The following is a 19,826-nucleotide window of genomic DNA, read 5'->3' as shown; positions in this document are numbered from 1 at the left end:
TATTGCCATGAGAAAAATACATATCGGCCTTTTGCCCCGCATTATTATAGCGATTATCTTAGGAATTGCTATTGGAAATTTGCTTCCTACACCGTTGGTTCGGTTGTTTATCACATTTAATTCTATTTTTAGCGAATTCCTTAATTTCTCTATTCCACTCATCATTGTCGGGTTGGTTACCGTAGCCATAGCCGATATAGGCAAAGGAGCCGGACGCATGTTATTAGTCACCGCCCTCATTGCGTATGGAGCAACTCTTTTTTCGGGATTCCTCTCCTATCTGACGGGGGCAGCCATCTTCCCTTCGCTCATCACGCCGGGTGCTGCACTTAGTGAGGTGAGCGAAGCACAAGGAGTTTTTCCGTTCTTCACGATTGTTATTCCTCCCTTGATGAATGTAATGACAGCCCTTATTCTGGCTTTCACCCTTGGTTTAGGCCTGGCGGCTCTTCACAGCGATGCATTAAAAAACGTAGCACGTGACTTTCAAGACATCATCGTACGTATGATCCGGGTAGTTATCTTGCCACTGCTCCCTATCTACATTTTCGGTATCTTTCTGAATATGACTCACTCCGGACAGGTCTTTCATGTCCTGATGGTTTTCATCAAGATCATTGGTGTTATCTTCCTGCTTCATATTTTCTTGTTGATTTTCCAATATTCTATCGCTGCCCTATTTGTACGTCGCAACCCGTTTCGTTTATTAGTCAGAATGCTGCCTGCTTACTTTACGGCGTTGGGCACACAATCATCGGCTGCTACCATCCCCGTTACACTCGAACAAACGAAGAAAAACGGTGTATCGGCAGATATTGCGGGCTTTGTCATTCCGCTTTGTGCAACTATCCATCTGTCGGGCAGTACCTTAAAGATTGTAGCCTGCGCACTTGCGCTAATGATTATGCAGGGTATGCCCCACAGCTTCGAACTCTTTGCCGGGTTTATCTTCATGTTGGGCATTACGATGATAGCTGCTCCGGGTGTTCCGGGAGGGGCAATCATGGCTTCGTTAGGTATCTTGCAGTCGATGCTTGGATTCGACGAGTCGGCACAAGCGCTTATGATCGCTCTTTACATCGCCATGGATAGTTTCGGAACAGCATGCAATGTAACCGGAGACGGAGCGATCGCTCTGATTGTAGACAAGCTTATGGGAAAAGGGGTGTCCAAATAAAAAAAACAGACGCACTACCTTGCGCTCTAACGATAAAGCACTATTTTTGCAAACTAAATTAATAATAATCGTATGAAAATAGCTCTTATTTCAGGAATCACCGGACAAGACGGTTCATTTCTTGCCGAATTTCTTCTTCAAAAAGGTTACGAAGTACACGGTATTCTACGCCGTTCATCTTCTTTCAATACCGGCCGTATCGAACATCTATATTTTGATGAATGGGTACGCGACATGAAGCAGAAGAGAACGATTAACCTGCATTACGGTGATATGACCGATTCAAGCTCGCTCATCCGTATCATTCAGCAAGTACAACCCGACGAAATATATAATCTGGCTGCACAGAGCCATGTAAAGGTAAGTTTCGACGTACCCGAATATACTGCCGAAGCCGATGCCGTAGGAACATTGCGTATGCTCGAAGCCGTACGTATTTTAGGTTTAGAGAAGAAAACCCGTATTTATCAAGCCTCTACTTCGGAGCTTTACGGTAAGGTACAAGAAGTGCCCCAAAGCGAAACAACTCCCTTCTACCCTCGTTCGCCCTATGGTGTTGCCAAACAGTATGGCTTTTGGATTACTAAAAACTATCGCGAAAGCTACAATATGTTTGCCGTAAACGGAATCTTGTTCAACCACGAGAGCGAACGCCGAGGCGAAACATTTGTTACGCGTAAAATCACATTGGCAGCCGCACGCATTCGTCAGGCAGAGCAGGACAAACTTTACTTAGGAAACCTGGATGCCCGCCGTGACTGGGGCTATGCCAAAGATTATGTAGAATGTATGTGGCTGATGCTGCAACACCATACGCCCGAAGACTTTGTGATTGCAACCGGCGAGATGCATACCGTACGCGAGTTCTGTACACTGGCTTTTGCCGAGACAGGTATTACCTTGCGTTGGGAAGGCGAGGGAGTAAACGAAAAAGGAATCGATGTGGCTACCGGAAAGGTTCTTGTCGAGATTGATCCCAAATACTTCCGCCCTGCCGAAGTTGAGCAATTACTGGGCAACCCCACCAAAGCTAAAACAATACTTGGTTGGAATCCATGCGCAACTCCATTCGAAGAACTCGTACGCATCATGGTACGCCATGACATGGAAAAGGTAAAACGAATGATGTCAGACAAACAAGAATAATCATGGAAAAACAAGCAAAAATATACATTGCAGGACACAACGGATTGGTAGGATCTGCTATCTGGAAGAATTTGCAGGCCAAAGGATACACAAACCTGATCGGACGCTCGCACCGCGAACTCGATCTATTAGACGGTGTTGCTGTGCGTCAATTCTTCGATGAAGAGCAACCCGAATACGTATTTCTTGCAGCCGCTTTCGTTGGCGGTATTATGGCGAACAGCATTTACCGTGCCGACTTCATTTATAAGAATCTTCAGATACAGCAAAACGTCATTGGCGAAAGCTTCAAGCACAACGTGAAAAAGCTATTATTCCTTGGCAGTACCTGTATTTATCCACGAGATGCCGAACAGCCGATGAACGAAGAGGTGCTTCTTACCTCTGCGCTCGAATATACCAATGAGCCCTACGCCATTGCCAAGATTGCCGGATTAAAGATGTGCGAAAGCTTCAACCTGCAATATGGCACCAACTATATCGCAGTAATGCCCACCAACCTATATGGTCCAAACGATAACTTCGATTTGGAGCGAAGCCATGTACTGCCTGCCATGATACGCAAAGTACATCTGGCCCATTGTCTGAAAGAGAACAATTGGGAAGCCTTACGCGCGGATATGAACCGCCGCCCGGTAGAAGGAGTCGACGGCAATGCTTCTGATGAAGCAATACTTGCTACCTTAAAAAAATACGGGATCAGTGCAACCGGAGTGACTCTTTGGGGCACCGGAACCCCACTACGCGAGTTCCTTTGGAGCGAAGAGATGGCAGACGCCAGCGTATTTGTGATGGAGCATGTTGACTTCAAAGACACCTACCGGCCTGGCGCAAAAGATATACGCAACTGCCACATCAACATCGGAACCGGCAAGGAGATCAGTATTCAAGCATTGGCCAATCTGATTATACGCACCGTAGGATACCAAGGTACGCTCACCTTCGACAGCACAAAACCCGATGGAACCATGCGCAAGCTGACCGATCCTTCGAAACTACACAGTTTAGGCTGGCATCATCAGATAGAAATTGAAGAAGGTGTGCAACGTATGTACGACTGGTATTTGAGTTAACTCAACGCTCTTTATAAAAAGCGGTAAACACTCGGCACACAGTGAAACGAGCAAGAGCAATAACCTATTGTTATATACCTACTCGTTCTTCGAAAAAAGCTGGCGGCTTTTCATAGAAAGCTCGCCAGCTTTTTTTAATTTCCCGCGGGCTTTTTCAAAAAGGTCGCCAAGTTTTTCTACTTCATTCCCAGACTTACCCAATCACGCTAAAACGGCTTAAAATCTTCTCCAAATATAACTGAAATCTTCTTGAAATAAAGTTACCATATCAGGCGATGTATGACTTTCAACTCTAAAAACTTTGCGTAATCATTGGAAAGCACTATATTTGCACAATTTAATATCAAATGTGCATAAACAATGGAACAAAGTTTTATCGCTTACATTGAAAATAGTATCAAGAACAATTGGGATCTAGACGCTCTTACCGATTACAAAGGAGCTACCCTACAGTATAAAGACGTGGCTCGTAAGATAGAGAAGATCCACATTATTTTCGAAGAAAGTGGCATTCAGAAAGGAGATAAAATCGCCGTTTGCGGACGTAACAGTTCTCACTGGGGAGTTACCTTTCTCGCTACACTTACTTATGGAGCGGTAATCGTTCCCATTCTGCACGAATTTAAGGCAGATAACGTTCATAACATCGTCAACCACTCCGAAGCAAAGTTGCTGTTCGTAGGCGACATGGTTTGGGAAAACTTGAACGAAGCAGCTATGCCACTGCTCGAAGGTATCTTGATGATGACCGATTTTTCGCTGCTGGTATCGCGAAGTGAAAGGTTAACTCATGCACGCGAGCACCTGAATGAGATGTTCGGCAAAAAGTTTCCGAAGAATTTCCGTCAGGAGCACATCGCTTACCATCAAGACAAACCCGAGGAACTGGCGGTTATCAACTACACTTCCGGAACAACCAGTTATTCAAAAGGCGTCATGCTACCCTATCGCAGTTTGTGGTCAAATACCCGTTTTGCCTTCGAAGTACTCGACTTAAAACCGGGCAATCGCATTGTGTCCATGCTACCCATGGCACATATGTATGGACTTGCCTTCGAATTCCTTTATGAATTTGCTGTGGGTTGCCAGATTTTCTTCTTAACCCGTATGCCCAGTCCGAAGATCATCTTCCAGGCATTCGATGAAGTTAAACCCAACCTGGTAGTAGCCGTACCGCTGATTATCGAGAAGATTATCAAAAAGAATATTTTGCCGAAGCTGGAAACCCCTGCCATGAAGTTGCTGTTGAAGGTACCCATCATCAATGATAAAATACGTGCCAGTGTTCGCGAGAAGATGGTTCAGGCCTTTGGTGGAAACTTCGAAACAGTCATTATTGGCGGTGCAGGTTTCAATCAAGAGGTAGAACAATTTCTACGCATGATCGAATTCCCTTATACCGTAGGTTATGGTATGACCGAATGCGGTCCGATTATCTGCTACGAAGACTGGAAAACCTTTAAGGGAGGTTCGTGCGGAAAACCTGCTCCACGCATGGAGGTGAAGATACTTTCGCCCGACCCCGAAAATCAAGTAGGAGAAATTGTATGCCGTGGCGATAATGTCATGCTAGGATATTATAAGAACGAAGAAGCTTCGCGGGAAGTGATCGATAAAGACGGATGGTTGCACACAGGCGATTTGGCTTTGATGGATGCCGAAGGCAATGTCACAATCAAAGGCCGTAGCAAAAATATGTTGCTCAGTGCAAGCGGACAGAACATCTATCCCGAAGAGATTGAGGATAAGTTGAACAACCTTCCTTATGTGGCCGAAAGCATTATCGTACAACAGAACGACAAACTCGTCGGACTGGTGTATCCCGACTTCGACGAAGCCTTTGCCCAAGGGCTTAAGCACGAAGATATGGAAGGAGTCATGGAAGAGAATCGCATAACGCTCAATGCCATGCTGCCGGCTTATTGCCAGATTTCAAAAATGAAGATCTATCCCGAAGAGTTCGAAAAGACTCCGAAGAAGAGTATCAAGCGTTTCTTATATCAAGAAGCAAAAGGATAATGAAAAAATTATGGATAACGGCAGCCCTCATTGTGGCTGCCGTTGGCTTATCAGCCCAGAACAAGAGTGCAGGCATCAACCTCTCTCTTTGGAAGAAAATAGCGACACAACCGATCGACAGCCTGCAAACCACGTATTTCAATATCGGTTTTCAGTCTACCATGAATCGGTTGAATGGCGTAAGCATCAACTTACTGCCCGGAGTGGTACATCAAGATATGAATGGTGTGCAACTATCTGCCATCAGCAACTTGGTAGGTAGAAGCATGCGGGGAGTACAGATTTCGGGTATCAGCAACATCAACGGCAATAATATGGCAGGGCTTTCGGCTACGGGCTTGGTCAATATTGCCGGGCATCAAGCACAAGGCGTACTAGTATCGGGGCTGACCAACATTGCAGGCGATCATCTATGTGGGGTAATGGCCAGCGGACTCGTAAATATATCCGGCAATCAGGGCATAGGGGTGCAGATAGCCGGATTAGCAAACATTGCCGGCTCGTCGTTTACGGGAGTTACCACATCGGGCTTACTCAATGTAGTGGGCGGCAGCATGAAGGGACTTCAGCTTTCGGGCTTAGGCAATATCACTGCCGATCGGCTAACTGGTGCGCAAGTAGGACTCTTAAACTATACAACCTCCGCAAAGGGGTTGCAAATTGGATTGGTCAATTATTATAAAGACGACATGAAAGGTCTTCAATTAGGTCTTGTCAATGCCAATCCGGATACGAAAGTGCAAATGATGCTCTTTGGCGGCAATGCAACGAAGCTCAACGTAGCGGCACGCTTCAAGAACAAACTCTTTTACACCCTTGTGGGTGGAGGCACACACTACCTGGACTTTAACGATAAGTTTTCGGCAGCCGTGTTTTATCGGGGCGGACTCTGGCTACCGTTATACAAAACACTGAGCATTAGCGGCGACTTGGGCTATCAGCACATGGAGACGTTCGGCAATAAGCACAACGGCATTCCGGCCCGCTTGTATGCCCTACAAGGACGCATCAACCTCGAAATGCAGCTGACTCAAAAGCTGGGTATCTTTGCCACAGGCGGATACGGTATCGATAAGCAATATGGAAAAAGCCGGACATACGACAAGGGATTGATTGTCGAAGCCGGCATTATACTCTTTTAAGATCGATTACGAGTAAGGAGATGGATTACGGATAAGGAGAAGTACTACACCTTCTCCTTAATCAAACCGGTGCGATAGGCTACCAGCAATTTCTTTAAGTCGTGAATCTGAGTCACCAGTTCCTGTCCTTTATCCGTATCTTTCACCATCATGCGCTGCGAATTAAATTCGATAACAAAGGTGGTCGACTTAATATCCTGTCCCTCCTCTATCGCCTCCTGAGCGGACTGAAAAGGTTCGTGTTGCACCAACTGCATTCCGTGCGAATGATACACCAACGTGTATCCGGCAATGCCTGTTTCGGGTTGGTAAGCCTTCGAGAAGCCACCATCGATTACCAACAGTTTGCCACCCGCTTTCATCGGTTGCTCTCCTTTGATGGTTTTGACCGGCACGTGTCCGTTGATAATATGGGTATGAAGCCCACTTACCTCAAACTCTTTCAGAATCCGGTCGCAAACCTCTTCTTCATCGCGTAGCGTATAGTAATAGCCTTTCGTCTCTTTATGCAACGACTTGTCGGCAATAAAGTAACGCTCGAACGTTGCCATCTTATCTTTATCGAACGAAGGAGCGTCGGGGCCGCACCACATATACCAGATGTAGTCCATGGCAAATTGCTGTTCCTCTTCTCCCCCCTCATCGAAATAGGCGGTACGTATGAGTTGATCGATCTTATCCAACAGTTTCTTGCCCCAATATTCTTTGCCCCGAATGGTTACATGCTTGAAGCTGCCATCGGCATTCAACGGCATCGACGCGTGATACAGCAGGTTCGAGTTGCAAACCAGATACATTCCGCCATAGGTAAACAGACAGCGCATGTGCTTCTTCAGCTTCTCACTGTTCATAAACGAATACTGAATCTTATCGACTAGCTCGCGCTCCTCTTCTGTGAGCCGATACGGGTCGGCAGGATCAATCGTTGGGAAGTAAGTATCGCGCATCTCGTACTCCTTGCCTTCGTACACAAAAACACCTCGCTCAAAATCAATCTTCTCGAGCAGCTTACGGTTGCCCATATTAAATTCCGGCCGACGGTTGATGATATCTGCCTCCAGCTTGAACTGAATCACCGTAATGGCTTTGTGCATCTGCATGATTAAACGGAGTGTTTTCTCATTGTACGTTGCATCGGCAAAGTTCATCTTCGGCGCAAAGATCGTACAGGGATCATCGGCATACGTATCCATGGCGAAAGTAGCCAACGGCAACAGGTTGATACCGTAGCCATCTTCGAGAGTGGCCAGATTGCCGTAACGCATCGACATACGGATGACATTGGCCATACAGCTCGTATTGCCCGATGCTGCGCCCATCCAAAGAATATCATGATTGCCCCACTGAATATCAAAGTTATGATAGTTGCAGAGTGTATCCATTATAATATGTGCACCCGGCCCACGGTCGAAGATATCGCCTACAATGTGCAGCGAGTCGATGGTGAGGCGCTGAATGAGGTTACACATGGCAATGATGAAATCGTCGGCACGCTTGGTCGAGATAATGGTACTGATAACCACGTTGATGTAAGCATGTTTATTCGGTTCTACAGTCGACTCGTGCAATAATTCCTGAATGATGTACGAGAACTCGGCCGGTAACGATTTGCGCACTTTAGAGCGAGTGTATTTGGAAGAGACATTCTGGCACACTTTTACCAACTGGTTCAGGGTAATGAGGTACCAATCATCAAGGTCTTTCTCGCGCGCCTTGACCAATTGTAGCTTCTCTTCGGGATAATAAATCAGTGTGCATATTTCTTTCTTTTCGGATTCGCGCAACGTATTGCCGAAAATTTCGTTCACTTTGCGCTTTACTGCGCCCGAAGCATTCTTCAGCACATGCTGAAAAGCCTCGTACTCCCCATGAATATCGGTAAGAAAGTGCTCTGTACCTTTGGGCAGGTTCAAGATGGCTTCGAGGTTAATTATTTCGGTACTGGCATCGGCAATCGTAGGAAAGCTACGGGATAATAACTGCAAGTATCGCAGGTCGCCGGCAATGGCTTCAAGAGATATAGGATTCATTATATATTTAGGTTTATCAATAAAGAACTCAAAAACGTGTCTCTTTGTTCTTCGGTCATAATAAAAACATTAAAAGGAGCTGCGCAATAATAACGCGTAGAAACATACTAAGAGGATAAACCGTAGCATAAGCTACGGAAGGATTATCTCCGGGTATAGTGTCGTTGGCATAGTTGAGTGCCATCGGATTGGCCATGCTTCCGCACAACATACCCGATACCGTACCAAAATCGATCTTCATCAGTTTGAATGCAATAAAACCGATAATCAGAGTGGGTATCAAGGTCAGTCCCGCTCCCAAAGCAATCCAGAGGAGCCCTTCGGGACGAAAGACCGTTGCAAAGAAATGCGTACCTGCATCAAGTCCCAAACACGCCAGATACATGGAGAGCCCAAGCGCACGAAGCATCAGGTTGGCACTGCGGGTGGTATAAGTTACCATATGCAGACGAGGGCCGAAGGTACCGATCAAAATACCGACTACAATAGGGCCGCCAGCCAAACCTAATTTCACAGGCGTACTGATACCGGGAATTGTAAGCGGTATCGCACCCAATGCCAAGCCGAGAACAATACCCACAAAGACAGCTACCAGGTTAGGTTCTTTCAAACTCTTAACGGCATTGCCCAAAACCTTCTCTACATTTTGGAGGGCAGCGGCCTCTCCTACTACAGTTAAGCGATCGCCCAACTGCAAACGTAGTTCGGAGGTTGCCAGCAACTGCACGCCCGAACGATACACTCTACTGATGTTAATGCCGTAATGATTTCGCAAACGCAACGCACCCAACTTTTTACCATTCAGCTCGGGACGAGTAATTACGATACGCTGCGAAACAAGCTGACTATCAATCGCATTCCAGTCGATATCTTCTTTATTCCAGTCCGTATTCTCCTGTTCGCCAAACAAGATGGTTAGTACCACTGCATCCTTCTCGGCAGTAACAACCAGCAAGCGATCATTTTCCTTGATTACTTTTTCGGAAGTAGGAATACTCACATTGCCCTCTCTCCATAAACGGGAGATGACAAATTTAGAACGGCTCATATGAGCAATTTCCTTAACACTTTTATTAAACACAGCGGGATTATGCACCTGAAAGGCACCAATATAGGTCTGGTTCGTTTCATCTTTCTCGGGTAGTTCGAGGTTTACCTTTCGAGCCAATGTTTTACGAATAATCAATACAGCCAGAATCACTCCGATCACTCCCAACGGATAGGCCACAGCACAACCCAATGCGGGTGTGTTGCTCTCAAGTCCCATCTGTTTCAGCGTTTGTTGAGCAGCACCCAGTGCCGGTGTATTGGTTGTGGCCCCACAAAGAATACCCACCATATCGGGTAGTGAAACATTGGTGCATATACTGGCTATGACCGTAAACAGTGTGCCCAGCATAACCACACCAATGGCAAGCATATTGAGCGTAAACCCTCCTGTGCGAAAGGAACTAAAAAAGCCGGGACCAACTTGCAGTCCCAATGCATATACAAAGATAATAAGCCCGAAACTCTCGGCATAGTTCAACATCTGTGGATCGATAGAGAGTCCGAAGTGCCCTGCCAGAATACCGGCAAAAAAGACAAAAGTAACACCCAGCGATATACCGCAAATATGAATCTTCCCCAACCCTAATCCGATAGCTGAAATAAGCGAAAGGATAATGACAGCCTGCAAGGCCGAATGTTCTATGAACAAACTAGATAACCACTCCATTTAAAATATTGTGCCAATATGAGGCTGCAAAGATAGAAACTATTTACCCTCGGACAAAACTTTTACGTATCCATTTCATCCCGTACCAGCGACGTACGAAGATAAAACCGCGTATATTTTCGTCAAGCAGGAAGGCAACCCACATGCCGCAAATGCCCCATCCCCAATGAATACCAAACAGATAGCCACCGCCAACTGCCACGCTCCACATCACAATAAGTCCTACATAAAAAGGATAATTTACATCACCCGCCGCCCTTAGTGCATTGGTAGCAAAAATATTGATCGGACGACCTATTTCGAGCACCACATCAATCATCAGTATAATCATACCCATGTGAATGATTTCGGGGTTCTGGGTTAATGCCCCCAATATGGTACGCCCGAAGACAGCCAGCAAACAAGATAGAAGAACGGTTATCATGACCGACTTTTTCATCACATATTTACCCAATAAGAAAGCGGCATGCGGTTTGTTCTCTCCAATCAGATGGCCGATACAAATAGCTCCACCTTGTGCCATAGCAATACTGAAGAGGTAAACAAACATAATAATATTAACACAATACGTACGCGTAGCCAATGCCTCGACACCCAACATATTGATGAAGAACGTAAGAACCACCTGCGATGAACTATACGAAAGTTGCTCACCCGCCGATGGCAACCCTATCCGCATCAGATTCTTAAGCTCACCCCAGGGAAAAGGACGGAAATAGGCTAACGGGAAACGAGGAATATATTTGCGAAACAAAATAATAAAAAGAAGCACCATAGCTACACCACGACTGACTGCCGTAGAAATAGCAGCTCCCTCTACTCCCAGCTCGGGAAAACCGAATTTACCAAAAATCAACGAATAGTTACCAATGATATTAATCACGTTTACCACCACCGTTACCAACATCGGGTAAATGGCTTTGTTGGCACTGCGCAAAGCTGCCGAAAGCGTAAGCGAAATTGCTTGGAAGAAGGCAAAGCTACCGACAATACGCATATAGTCTGCTCCGTCGGTCATCAATTCGGGACCCAGCCCCATCCAACCAAGAATAGTCGTGTTTAATAAATAAAGAAGCAAACTGATCAGCCCTCCTATCAACATATTCACCAATAAGGAAACGCCCACTACCTGTACTACTTTCTCTTGCATGCGTGCACCCAGATACAGTGAGCAGAGCACCGAAGTGCCTAAATTGATTACTTCAAAAACCAAAAAGGTAAGCATGATGATTTGGTTGACAACCCCTACGGCTGCCACACTATTGTCCGAATGGCGACTTAACATCAATGTGTCTACCGCCCCCAACATCATAATCAATAATGTTTCAATAAAAATAGGTGCCGCCAACTTAGCAAGCCTCCTTTTAACACTTTCTTGTTTTATTCTTTGTGCCACGCTGACTCCTCTTCTTTTATCGGTGCGCAAAGGTATTTAAAATCAACGATAAAGGTAATTGATCTAGATCAAGAAACGCAACAAAACAGTTAACAGAATAACCATTTTTATTAAAGAATGCTATAAACGATGCTTTTATTTTTTCAGTGTTTGCAAATAACTCAAAAGATCGTATCTTTGCACTGTGTTTTTCATAGTATTAGATTTAAGGTTAACAAAAAAGATTGGCTGTCTGGGATAGATAGCCTTTTTTTATGCCCGTATATTCCCTCTCTTTTTCTGAACAAAATCCCATTTGAAGTGTATATAGGTAATCATTTATTATAAATCAATTTTAATATGAATACCTTTTTATCAAAAACAAATGTAGGGATGATTATCTTGTCTTCCCTACTGTGCTTTTCGGGATGTACCAAAAGTATTATCAATATTGACCTAGGCGATACCCCCAATAACGGCACATCCGACAACAATAATGGTAGCGGCAACAACAAAACATCGTTAGTAACTTTTCATGCCACTGTTGAGAGCCGCAATTTGACTCGCTCACTTTCGCCCATGCAGAAAGGAATAGCAAGCCTAATCTTTGCCTATAAATCGCCGATCGGTTCAATGAATGACATAGCAGAGCATGGACTATACGTAACCTCCAGCGCAGGCGTATTAACTGGTGCCAACGACTATAGAATGTATCTTCCAACCGGTGTGTATTCATTTTATGCTGTTTCAAATAATTCATATAGCACGCCTCCCCAATTTACCAATGGTATATCGCATACCTTAGTCAATGGTGTGGACTACCTTTGGGCTAATAATAAATTGCAAGATATCAATACAGAGCAGGTTAGTCAACCAATCATTTTCTTACATTCTGCTACACAAGTTGTGTTTGAGATTTCCACCGATCCTAGTTTAAAATTAAACCAACTGGTTTCAGCAACAATTACCCCTTCTGCTCCTGGTGCAACAATGAATTTGAGTAATGGAACTATCACGCCGGCCAATAGCTATGCAGCACCGGTTCAAATGGGTATTAACGGAACTTTAGCACAATACATTATGCTTCCCTTAAGCACTACCACTCCGATGAAACTTGTACTCAACGTATTGGTCAATAACGAAACAGTTGCTCGTACTTATAGTGTAGACGTTCCCATTCCCAATGGGGAACTTAAGTCCGGAGACTCCTATCGATTCAGTGCTGTGATCGGCACAAGTTCCGTTTCTTTCTCTGATGTGAATGTAATGTCATGGACCGATGTTGACGAAACAGGCAACCCTCTTTACCCTAAGCAACAACAGTAAAAAAAACTTTTACCGTTTATTATTTGGAACATAGATGGTTAAGCATTATACGAGAAAATAGTTCAAAAAAATCTTGCGGAAAGATTTGCATAGTTCAAAAGTTCACCCTATATTTGCATCGCATTTGAGAGATAATGCAGGTCGCAAGGAAGTTTGGGTGAGTGGCTGAAACCACCAGTTTGCTAAACTGACGTACTCGCAAGGGTACCGGGGGTTCGAATCCCCCAGCTTCCGCTGATTTCTCATAAAAAAGAGCTAAGTGAAATGCTTAGCTCTTTTTAAATCTAACTTCGGTGGGTTCGTCTAACGGTTAGGACACGTGCCTCTCACGCACGTAATACGAGTTCGATTCTCGTACCCACTACAGATTAATAATCAAGCAGTTACAATCAAATGTAGCTGCTTTTTTTATGTGACTTAATATTTTTAATACCGCTTTAGATGGTTTGTGGTGGTTATTGATTATCTTTGTAATGCAAATCAAATGCAAATTTTCACCTGTATTTGCATTAAACACTAAAGCTATGGCAACAGTTAATTTCTACCTAGACACTAGGCGACCCAAAAAAGATGGTAAGTTCCCCATCAAACTAAACATTAGACACAATGGTCAGATTCTAATCGGAACTGAATATTCTGCAACCCCTAATACATGGACCGGCAGCGAATACAATAAACTTGAGCAAAACTATAAAACCAAAAATGTAGCTGTTAGATCTTTGATAAACAAAGTTGAAAAATGCATCCTTGGTTTGGATGAATCCGGGAAACTTAAAGGAATAGGTGATAAAGCCCTGAAAGAGCAAATTGAAAGGCTACTAAAGAACAACTCTAATAACGAAAGGAACTTCATTAGTTACATAGACGAGTTTATCGCCACTAAGAGCAAAAAGAACACTATTGAATCCTATACCGGCACAAAAAACAAGATAATGGCATTTGATGCGAGTTGTGCGTTTGATACAATGACAAAAAAATGGTTGGAATCGTTTGAAAAATGGATGGGTGATTCTGGGATGAAGGTCAATACCAGATCTATCCATTTACGAAATATTCGGGCTGTATTCAACTATGCAATAGATAACGAAGAAACAGAGCTATATCCGTTTCGCAAATTCTCTATAAAAAAAGAGGAAACACGAAAGCGTTCACTCAAGCCGGATCAACTCGTTTTGCTTCGTGACTTTTCAGGAGAAGAATATCAAAAAGAATATCAAGACATATTTATGCTTATGTTCTATTTGATAGGTATTAACGGTATAGACTTATTTAACGTAAAAAAAATCAGAGACGGGCGTATAGAGTATAAACGAGAAAAAACAGGAAGGCTGTATTCTATAAAAGTAGAGCCTGAAGCCGAAGAAATAATAAACAGGTATAAAGGGGATGATTACCTATTAAAAGTAATGGAGCAAACCAACGGTAATTATAGAAATTATATGGTTGCTTTAAGTAGAGGCCTTCAAAAGCTGGGCGATTTCGAAAGAAAAGGATTAGGGGGTAAAAAAATAAGAGAGCCACTTTTCCCTGAAATAACATCCTATTGGGCACGCCACACTTGGGCAACAATAGCTGCCTTGCTCGATGTTCCCAAAGAAACGATATCAGCCGCTCTTGGCCATGAAATAGGGAGTCAGGTCACCTCTATATACATCGACTTCAATATCGCTAAAATAGATGAAGCAAACAGAAAGGTTATCGATTATATCAACCAATACAAACTGTAATACAAAAGAAGGCTACTGCACTATACAGTAGCCTTCATATTTTCCATTAAGCAAGCAATCCATTAACCCTGCTCTATCGATTAGTCAATTTTTGGATGCAAAACAGGGTTTTTATCTATCTAAAGTAGTGGAATAGTCAGTTATTTGCTATGGATACAAAAATTAACACGATATACCACATCATTTCACATCGGCATATTGGAACAAAACGGATGTGTTACCACAGGGGAATTACTCCAGGGAGCCGGTATTTTGGCGACACTGCTTAGAGGGGGTACAAGATGGGCTATGTGATGGGATTTGCGTCCGGGATGGCGACTAAAACATTAAACGAGTCCGTTACGGGAATTCCCGTTTCGGAAGAAATCAAAGGGGATTCACCTGCATTTTCGACGATGAAAGAATAAAGGCCCCACTCCCCAAGGAGCAGAGCCCGTTTGCATTAAACAAACTTCTACAATGAGAAGGTACTATTTATTCTGAATTGGGCAAAACGCTTTAAGCTATTATAATCTACATTTAGTTCGGATATTCCTTTTCTGAGTTATTTCATTGAATAAATCCAAAGCCCACTTTCCCTTTCACTTTAGACTTCTCAACTACTTGATTATCAATTTTAGGGGAATTTTTCCCTAAACCATTTTCACGTTCTTCAGAAAAGAAAAAAGCCCCACTCTCGAAAGGAGCAGGACAGAAGAAAGCCCCGTTGGTAGACGGGGCGAAAGATATGAGAAACTTAATGTGAGAAATACACCTCAAATACATCCTTATGATAAATATTCACTTCTCCATAGTTTGCATCAAAGATCTTCTTAACTTGGTATCCCAGTTCGCTAGAGATAGCTTTCATTTTTCTCCAATTTATACTCCTCCAGTTTAACCTGTGATCTTTTGCCCATCTTTTTATAGAGAACCATTCTTTCGATTCATCAAGCTGCTTTGATTTTTCTTCGAGAAGAAGGTTTGCTTTTGTTCTCCTTTCATATTCGTCTGCCCATGCTCGGGCAGCTTCTGCCGGATTAGAAAAGTCGGGGACAGCCAAAGCACCTTTCCTTGCTATCTCTTCCATCTTAATAAAGTACTTCCGAGCTTGTTTGCCCTTGTCATTGCCCTCGACCATTGAGAGTTCCTTGGCGGTATCAACGGTCAATGCGTATTCAGTTAGTGGTCTACCACCTTTTGGGTTTTCCATAAAATTGTGGAAAACTTCAAAGTCCACTTTTTCAATCAATCCATATTTTTCAATACGGTTTTTCATCCATGTTGAAAAGTCTTGTTTGCTTTCAAGGAAAAAATGAAGCTCCCTTGCACTTACAGCTTTCTGTCCATCTCTCTCAGTAATTTTGATAAGTTCGTTCATATCCTATAATTTTAATGTTATGCTATCAACCACAGAGTTGTCCGACAACTTTATAAAAGCGTCTCCTTATTACCAGAAAAGCTACGTATATGGGTGGCACTTATACTATCAACCATAGACTTACTTTTTGCAAAAGTGATATTTTTAGACTATATAATCTATTTATGTTTACTTTTGTGGTCAAATATATAACGAAGCATGCTATATCATTTTCTACATATTAATTTCGATAGAAATTATTTATTTCTCCACCTATACACCAGCCATCAAATAACAATATTTATCTTTGCACATTAACAAGAATTGAATATGATACACAATATAGAGAAATACATAGTGATAATGGGCTCCCAAAAAGAAGTTGGTCATTTCACAATACACGGGACAGGGTTCTTAATTTCGATAAAAGGCAAAGCATACGTTGTTACTTGTAGGCACGTTGTAATGAATATGCGCAAGCACGATGTGAAGTTCGTAATACCCAACCCTAAGAGAACACTTACCATTCCAACTGCACTCTTATTGTCGGAACCAGTATATTACAACTTGAATGAGCCATATATTGATATGTGTTTAATGAATCTGCCTGAGTATTCTTCATCAGTGCTATGTACTAATGGAATTAACACGATAGATTTAGATTCACTGGAAGAAACCACGAATGCATCTACAGGAGACAAGCTAATATCTTACGGATACCCAGGTTGTGTTACTTCAAAATACTTATCGGAGAACAATCCCATTATGCCAGTTCCAGTAACAGTTATTCATAGTACAGCAACTAATTGGATTATGGGAGAAGAATCATTTTCGCCTCAAAACACCGAAGGTATCATTTCGTATGATAGCAAATCAATTCAGCTAACATATACGGAAAGCGATCTATCTAATATCGAGGGAATAAGTGGAGGCCCTGTTCTGCAAAAAGAAACAGGGCTCTTGTGTGGTATTGCAACAAGTGGTAGAATTGACCAGCAGTTACCAAATAATAAGATTGGAAGCATCTTTAACATCACACCTATATCATTTCTTATTGACATGATTCGGTTGCTCTAATTTTGCGAACGTTACAGTACCTTCAAGCTCAATTTTGCAAGGGAATAGAATTATTCCTTCGCATGAAACGCCAAACTTTTGGGGAATCAGTTTCTTTATTCTTCGCTTCTTATTCATTTTTGTATATTTTTATAAACTCACTGTATTTGATTTCAGACCTCGGATTAAAGTTGACTATCTCCACCTTATACCCTTTCGTTCCCCACGTCCACCAAAGGAAGCGTTTCTTCGGTATTCTGTGAACAGCTAAAGCCAAGCTATCACGAGTAGCATACATTACAGTAGAGTCCTTGAAACAGGCTGTAACCGTTGCCCATTGGTCAGAGTATTCCAAGCAGTCGGTTAGCTCTTTCGACGGCTTCCAAGCCTCTTTGGGTATGGTGTCTTTGGTTTCAGTAGATACCTTGGTAATTGACTCCAGATACTTGTTTTTGATTCCTAACTCCTTGATGAGCTTCGCATCATCGGCCCGATACCTCTTGAATTCATCAATAGTGAGGTTCAATGCAGATACAGAGGCAGCGTTTACCATCAATAGGCTATCTCCATGCTTGATGGCTACCTTGTAGTGCTTTACGCTATCCATGAGTGTTTCGATATTCCCAGACTTCCGTTCGTCTTCTGCTTGTAGCTTTCGGTTCTGACTGAGCAGGGAACTAATCCACCCCAACAATGCGATGAATGCTATCGCAATAATCAAATACTTCTTCATAGTTTCAGCGTCTGTTTCCTGTTACCACTCTTCTTATAACTCACGTGTACCCAGCTAAAGTCTTTCTCGTCAATTACCTGGTCAAAAGGCAGCTCCTTACGTATAATATCAAATAACGCCTTGTTACCTTCCTTTGTTCCGGTATAGATATCGGCTGCCTCTCCTTTCATGTGTTGGGAGGTAGCGACACCACCGACAGCGCGGTTTAAGTCTTTTGAACGGAAACCGGAGCTAACCAAGATCGGTTTTCCGAACTTCTCCCGAAGTGGGTCAAGAACATTCTCGATCAAGTCAACTAATGCCGATTGCTGACCGGCATCCGGCTTATTCTCAATTCTCCTTGTCTGAGCAACACTGCTGCGTGTAAGCTCTTCAATAGTAAAGTACTTCATTTTGTCTCCTCCTCTTCTACTTCAATGATATCGCTCTTCTTAGCGAAGAACTTGAATATATTTACCTTGATCTTTTTCCCCTTCGCTTCAAAGTAATTAGCGAAGCAAGAGTTGATCTCTATGCCGTATACAACGAGCATCACCAGTGCCGGCAATGTGGTGATGCCAAAAGAGACACCGAACGTTGCCCCCAATGCTCCGGCCGTGAAAATCCAACACAGATAATCAATAATCTTGTTTATAGTTCTTCTGATAGCCCGTGACGTGCGGACCTGCTCCTTGCGAATCTTGGCCGCACTAATCCCGAACCGTAGGTCGGCAAGGATGAGAATTAACCCCAATAAGAAGAACCACCGAAGCGGCTCCAAGAACTCAATACAACCGCTTAATGCAGCGGTAGTAATACCTCCAATCACATTCCTTTCATCCATTTACTCTTTATTTACGATTATACCTTGTTATAATTACCCAAACTTAAACTATACCTACATAAAGCGATTGTGTACAGATAATCAATGCCCTATCTTTGCAAAGAATTAATTAGTCATAAATTCATTACGTAGCTATATTTAAGTTAGTGGAAACTCCGCCCGGTCTGTGATAGGTCGGGCGGTTTTTCGTTTACTTGCTCAGATACTCAACCCACGAAAAGAAGCTACGTCTTTCTAAGTAACCCGCATCCTTCTCATTGTCATAAGCTTCTCTCTCGAATGAGATATTCCGATACGCATTACCTTCCATGAATAGCCGTACAATCCATTCTAATACGTACCACAAGTAGAAGAAGATATAAAGCATCTCTCTCATTTGTTTCGTATGAATACTCTCATGGGTAATTGTCTTTTCGTCAATCTTAGCGTTCCCTCTGACGAATAGAACTCCGAAAAGGTTGATAGCCTTATATCCAGGGAAAGGGATTACTCTGTTTCTAATGATTTTCATGGATTTTAGTTTTTGCCACACCCGTTAAGATGTGGCGGTTATTACTTCGTTGTTTTAGCTGGCACAGGATTCAACAACGTTGATACCTCGGAAAGTACCTGCTCAAACACTACGACGTGCGGAGCGATCTCTTCGCCCTCTTGCAAGCTGATCTGCTTGTTACCCGATTCTTTGAACATGATACCGACATACTGCTGACTTTCAACGGTCTGCTTTCCTTCCGGTGTCTCGACCTCTTCCGATACCTTCTTATTCACATTACAGTGAATCCGTGTAAGCTCCTTGCCATTCAATGAATAAGTTACCTCGTAGCGATAGCCATCTGTGATTACTTCTCCTCTTACCTCTGTGGTTCTTGATGTTTCTACTAACATGATGTTATTTTTTAGAGTTAATAATATTGTCTAGCATGGGGCAAACCGCTTCTGTGATAAATGCCTTAAAATCCTTTCGGATGTACTTGTTTAGTATCACAGCCTTTGCCGCGTCTACTTCAATCTCCCCTTGATTGTACAGATTACGAGCAAGTTCCAACTCTCCAACGTCTTGCGTGTTGTTGTAAATGTCATTGGCTAACTCTTGTGATAGATCGAACTCGTTAGTAGTGCGATCAATTGCCGTTACTTTGATTT

The 19,826-nt window shown here is 43.2% G+C and carries 18 protein-coding genes and 2 tRNA genes; 10 read left to right on the top strand and 10 right to left on the bottom strand.

All coding sequences use genetic code 11. The features are described from left to right. The first annotated feature begins 7 nt into the window (after positions 1 to 7). The 5 genes from TY03_RS15140 to TY03_RS15120 all read left to right on the top strand — a co-directional run bounded on the left by TY03_RS15140 (position 8) and on the right by TY03_RS15120 (position 6,557). Positions 8 to 1,177, top strand: coding sequence for a dicarboxylate/amino acid:cation symporter (locus TY03_RS15140; protein WP_042371498.1), 1,170 nt, complete (start codon positions 8 to 10; stop codon positions 1,175 to 1,177). Positions 1,178 to 1,249: 72 nt separating this feature from the next. Beyond that, positions 1,250 to 2,323 (top strand): GDP-mannose 4,6-dehydratase, encoded by a 1,074-nt coding sequence (gene gmd, locus TY03_RS15135; RefSeq protein ID WP_042371496.1) that lies wholly within the window; start codon positions 1,250 to 1,252, stop codon positions 2,321 to 2,323. A gap of 2 nt (positions 2,324 to 2,325) precedes the next feature. Then, entirely contained in the window at positions 2,326 to 3,396 is a 1,071-nt protein-coding gene (locus TY03_RS15130; RefSeq protein WP_042371494.1) for a GDP-L-fucose synthase family protein, read from the top strand. Positions 3,397 to 3,756: 360 nt separating this feature from the next. Next, a complete protein-coding gene (locus tag TY03_RS15125; RefSeq protein ID WP_042371492.1) occupies positions 3,757 to 5,415 on the top strand; it encodes an AMP-binding protein in 1,659 nt (552 codons plus the stop codon). Next, positions 5,415 to 6,557, top strand: a complete 1,143-nt coding sequence (locus TY03_RS15120) for an LA_2272 family surface repeat-containing protein (protein ID WP_042371490.1) — start codon at positions 5,415 to 5,417, stop codon at positions 6,555 to 6,557. The genes TY03_RS15125 and TY03_RS15120 overlap by 1 nt, the downstream gene beginning before the upstream one ends. 44 nt (positions 6,558 to 6,601) lie before the next feature. Here TY03_RS15120 and TY03_RS15115 read toward each other — a convergent pair whose 3' ends face one another. Genes TY03_RS15115 through TY03_RS15105 form a run of 3 tightly spaced genes read right to left on the bottom strand, consistent with a single transcriptional unit; the run spans position 6,602 to position 11,700 of the window. Beyond that, positions 6,602 to 8,587, bottom strand: a complete 1,986-nt coding sequence (locus TY03_RS15115) for a fructose-bisphosphatase class III (protein ID WP_042371488.1) — start codon at positions 8,585 to 8,587, stop codon at positions 6,602 to 6,604. 55 nt (positions 8,588 to 8,642) lie between these two features. Beyond that, positions 8,643 to 10,304, bottom strand: a complete 1,662-nt coding sequence (locus TY03_RS15110; protein ID WP_042371485.1) for a putative transporter — start codon at positions 10,302 to 10,304, stop codon at positions 8,643 to 8,645. A gap of 43 nt (positions 10,305 to 10,347) precedes the next feature. After that, positions 10,348 to 11,700, bottom strand: a complete 1,353-nt coding sequence (locus TY03_RS15105) for an MATE family efflux transporter (protein ID WP_042371484.1) — start codon at positions 11,698 to 11,700, stop codon at positions 10,348 to 10,350. A 339-nt stretch (positions 11,701 to 12,039) separates the two neighbouring features. Here TY03_RS15105 and TY03_RS15100 point away from each other — a divergent pair, with 339 nt between their 5' ends. The 4 genes from TY03_RS15100 to TY03_RS15085 all read left to right on the top strand — a co-directional run bounded on the left by TY03_RS15100 (position 12,040) and on the right by TY03_RS15085 (position 14,732). Beyond that, positions 12,040 to 13,005, top strand: a complete 966-nt coding sequence (locus TY03_RS15100) for a fimbrillin family protein (protein WP_042371483.1) — start codon at positions 12,040 to 12,042, stop codon at positions 13,003 to 13,005. Positions 13,006 to 13,152: 147 nt separating this feature from the next. Further along, positions 13,153 to 13,239, top strand: a tRNA-Ser gene (locus TY03_RS15095). A gap of 58 nt (positions 13,240 to 13,297) precedes the next feature. Next, positions 13,298 to 13,369 (top strand) — tRNA-Glu (locus TY03_RS15090). 160 nt (positions 13,370 to 13,529) lie between these two features. Further along, on the top strand, positions 13,530 to 14,732 hold the full coding sequence (locus TY03_RS15085) for a site-specific integrase (protein ID WP_042371800.1): 1,203 nt from the start codon (positions 13,530 to 13,532) through the stop codon (positions 14,730 to 14,732). A gap of 736 nt (positions 14,733 to 15,468) precedes the next feature. Here the strand turns inward: TY03_RS15085 and TY03_RS22910 are convergent. Beyond that, positions 15,469 to 16,092, bottom strand: coding sequence for an antA/AntB antirepressor family protein (locus TY03_RS22910; protein WP_042371481.1), 624 nt, complete (start codon positions 16,090 to 16,092; stop codon positions 15,469 to 15,471). A gap of 309 nt (positions 16,093 to 16,401) precedes the next feature. Here TY03_RS22910 and TY03_RS15070 point away from each other — a divergent pair, with 309 nt between their 5' ends. Beyond that, positions 16,402 to 17,148 (top strand): trypsin-like peptidase domain-containing protein, encoded by a 747-nt coding sequence (locus TY03_RS15070; RefSeq protein ID WP_042371478.1) that lies wholly within the window; start codon positions 16,402 to 16,404, stop codon positions 17,146 to 17,148. Positions 17,149 to 17,257: 109 nt separating this feature from the next. Here the strand turns inward: TY03_RS15070 and TY03_RS15065 are convergent, their stop codons facing one another. The 6 genes from TY03_RS15065 to TY03_RS22685 form a co-directional block, all read right to left on the bottom strand. After that, positions 17,258 to 17,860: a DUF6549 family protein gene (locus TY03_RS15065; RefSeq protein ID WP_042371476.1), complete on the bottom strand. Its 603-nt coding sequence runs from the start codon at positions 17,858 to 17,860 to the stop codon at positions 17,258 to 17,260. Then, positions 17,857 to 18,252, bottom strand: a complete 396-nt coding sequence (locus tag TY03_RS15060) for a D-Ala-D-Ala carboxypeptidase family metallohydrolase (RefSeq protein ID WP_042371474.1) — start codon at positions 18,250 to 18,252, stop codon at positions 17,857 to 17,859. Before TY03_RS15060 ends, TY03_RS15065 begins: the two co-directional genes overlap by 4 nt. Further along, positions 18,249 to 18,683, bottom strand: a complete 435-nt coding sequence (locus TY03_RS15055) for a hypothetical protein (protein WP_042371471.1) — start codon at positions 18,681 to 18,683, stop codon at positions 18,249 to 18,251. The genes TY03_RS15060 and TY03_RS15055 overlap by 4 nt, the downstream gene beginning before the upstream one ends. Positions 18,684 to 18,873: 190 nt before the next feature. After that, entirely contained in the window at positions 18,874 to 19,194 is a 321-nt protein-coding gene (locus TY03_RS15050) for a hypothetical protein (protein ID WP_042371469.1), read from the bottom strand. 41 nt (positions 19,195 to 19,235) lie between these two features. Next, positions 19,236 to 19,568 (bottom strand): hypothetical protein, encoded by a 333-nt coding sequence (locus TY03_RS15045; protein ID WP_042371467.1) that lies wholly within the window; start codon positions 19,566 to 19,568, stop codon positions 19,236 to 19,238. A 4-nt stretch (positions 19,569 to 19,572) separates the two neighbouring features. Then, a partial coding sequence (locus tag TY03_RS22685) for a hypothetical protein (protein ID WP_052332508.1) occupies positions 19,573 to 19,826 on the bottom strand: 254 nt, incomplete at its 5' end.

Origin of the sequence: Bacteroides neonati (assembly GCF_000499785.1) — a bacterium.
Lineage (GTDB): Bacteria > Bacteroidota > Bacteroidia > Bacteroidales > Bacteroidaceae > Bacteroides > Bacteroides neonati.
Note: the sequence above shows the minus strand (reverse complement) of the source record. Positions and strands in the feature narration are given on the sequence as shown.

Excerpts from the sequence above, each read along its gene's own strand:
- TY03_RS15110 (WP_042371485.1), bottom strand. The coding sequence starts at position 10,304 with ATGGAGTGGTTATCTAGTTTGTTCATAGAACATTCGGCCTTGCAGGCT.
- TY03_RS15140 (WP_042371498.1), top strand. The coding sequence starts at position 8 with ATGAGAAAAATACATATCGGCCTTTTGCCCCGCATTATTATAGCGATT.
- TY03_RS15050 (WP_042371469.1), bottom strand. The coding sequence starts at position 19,194 with ATGAAAATCATTAGAAACAGAGTAATCCCTTTCCCTGGATATAAGGCT.
- TY03_RS15070 (WP_042371478.1), top strand. The coding sequence starts at position 16,402 with ATGATACACAATATAGAGAAATACATAGTGATAATGGGCTCCCAAAAA.
- TY03_RS22910 (WP_042371481.1), bottom strand. The coding sequence starts at position 16,092 with ATGAACGAACTTATCAAAATTACTGAGAGAGATGGACAGAAAGCTGTA.
- TY03_RS15100 (WP_042371483.1), top strand. The coding sequence starts at position 12,040 with ATGAATACCTTTTTATCAAAAACAAATGTAGGGATGATTATCTTGTCT.
- TY03_RS15130 (WP_042371494.1), top strand. The coding sequence starts at position 2,326 with ATGGAAAAACAAGCAAAAATATACATTGCAGGACACAACGGATTGGTA.
- gmd (WP_042371496.1), top strand. The coding sequence starts at position 1,250 with ATGAAAATAGCTCTTATTTCAGGAATCACCGGACAAGACGGTTCATTT.
- TY03_RS15120 (WP_042371490.1), top strand. The coding sequence starts at position 5,415 with ATGAAAAAATTATGGATAACGGCAGCCCTCATTGTGGCTGCCGTTGGC.
- TY03_RS15125 (WP_042371492.1), top strand. The coding sequence starts at position 3,757 with ATGGAACAAAGTTTTATCGCTTACATTGAAAATAGTATCAAGAACAAT.
- TY03_RS15045 (WP_042371467.1), bottom strand. The coding sequence starts at position 19,568 with ATGTTAGTAGAAACATCAAGAACCACAGAGGTAAGAGGAGAAGTAATC.
- TY03_RS15060 (WP_042371474.1), bottom strand. The coding sequence starts at position 18,252 with ATGAAGTACTTTACTATTGAAGAGCTTACACGCAGCAGTGTTGCTCAG.
- TY03_RS15085 (WP_042371800.1), top strand. The coding sequence starts at position 13,530 with ATGGCAACAGTTAATTTCTACCTAGACACTAGGCGACCCAAAAAAGAT.
- TY03_RS15115 (WP_042371488.1), bottom strand. The coding sequence starts at position 8,587 with ATGAATCCTATATCTCTTGAAGCCATTGCCGGCGACCTGCGATACTTG.
- TY03_RS15065 (WP_042371476.1), bottom strand. The coding sequence starts at position 17,860 with ATGAAGAAGTATTTGATTATTGCGATAGCATTCATCGCATTGTTGGGG.
- TY03_RS15055 (WP_042371471.1), bottom strand. The coding sequence starts at position 18,683 with ATGGATGAAAGGAATGTGATTGGAGGTATTACTACCGCTGCATTAAGC.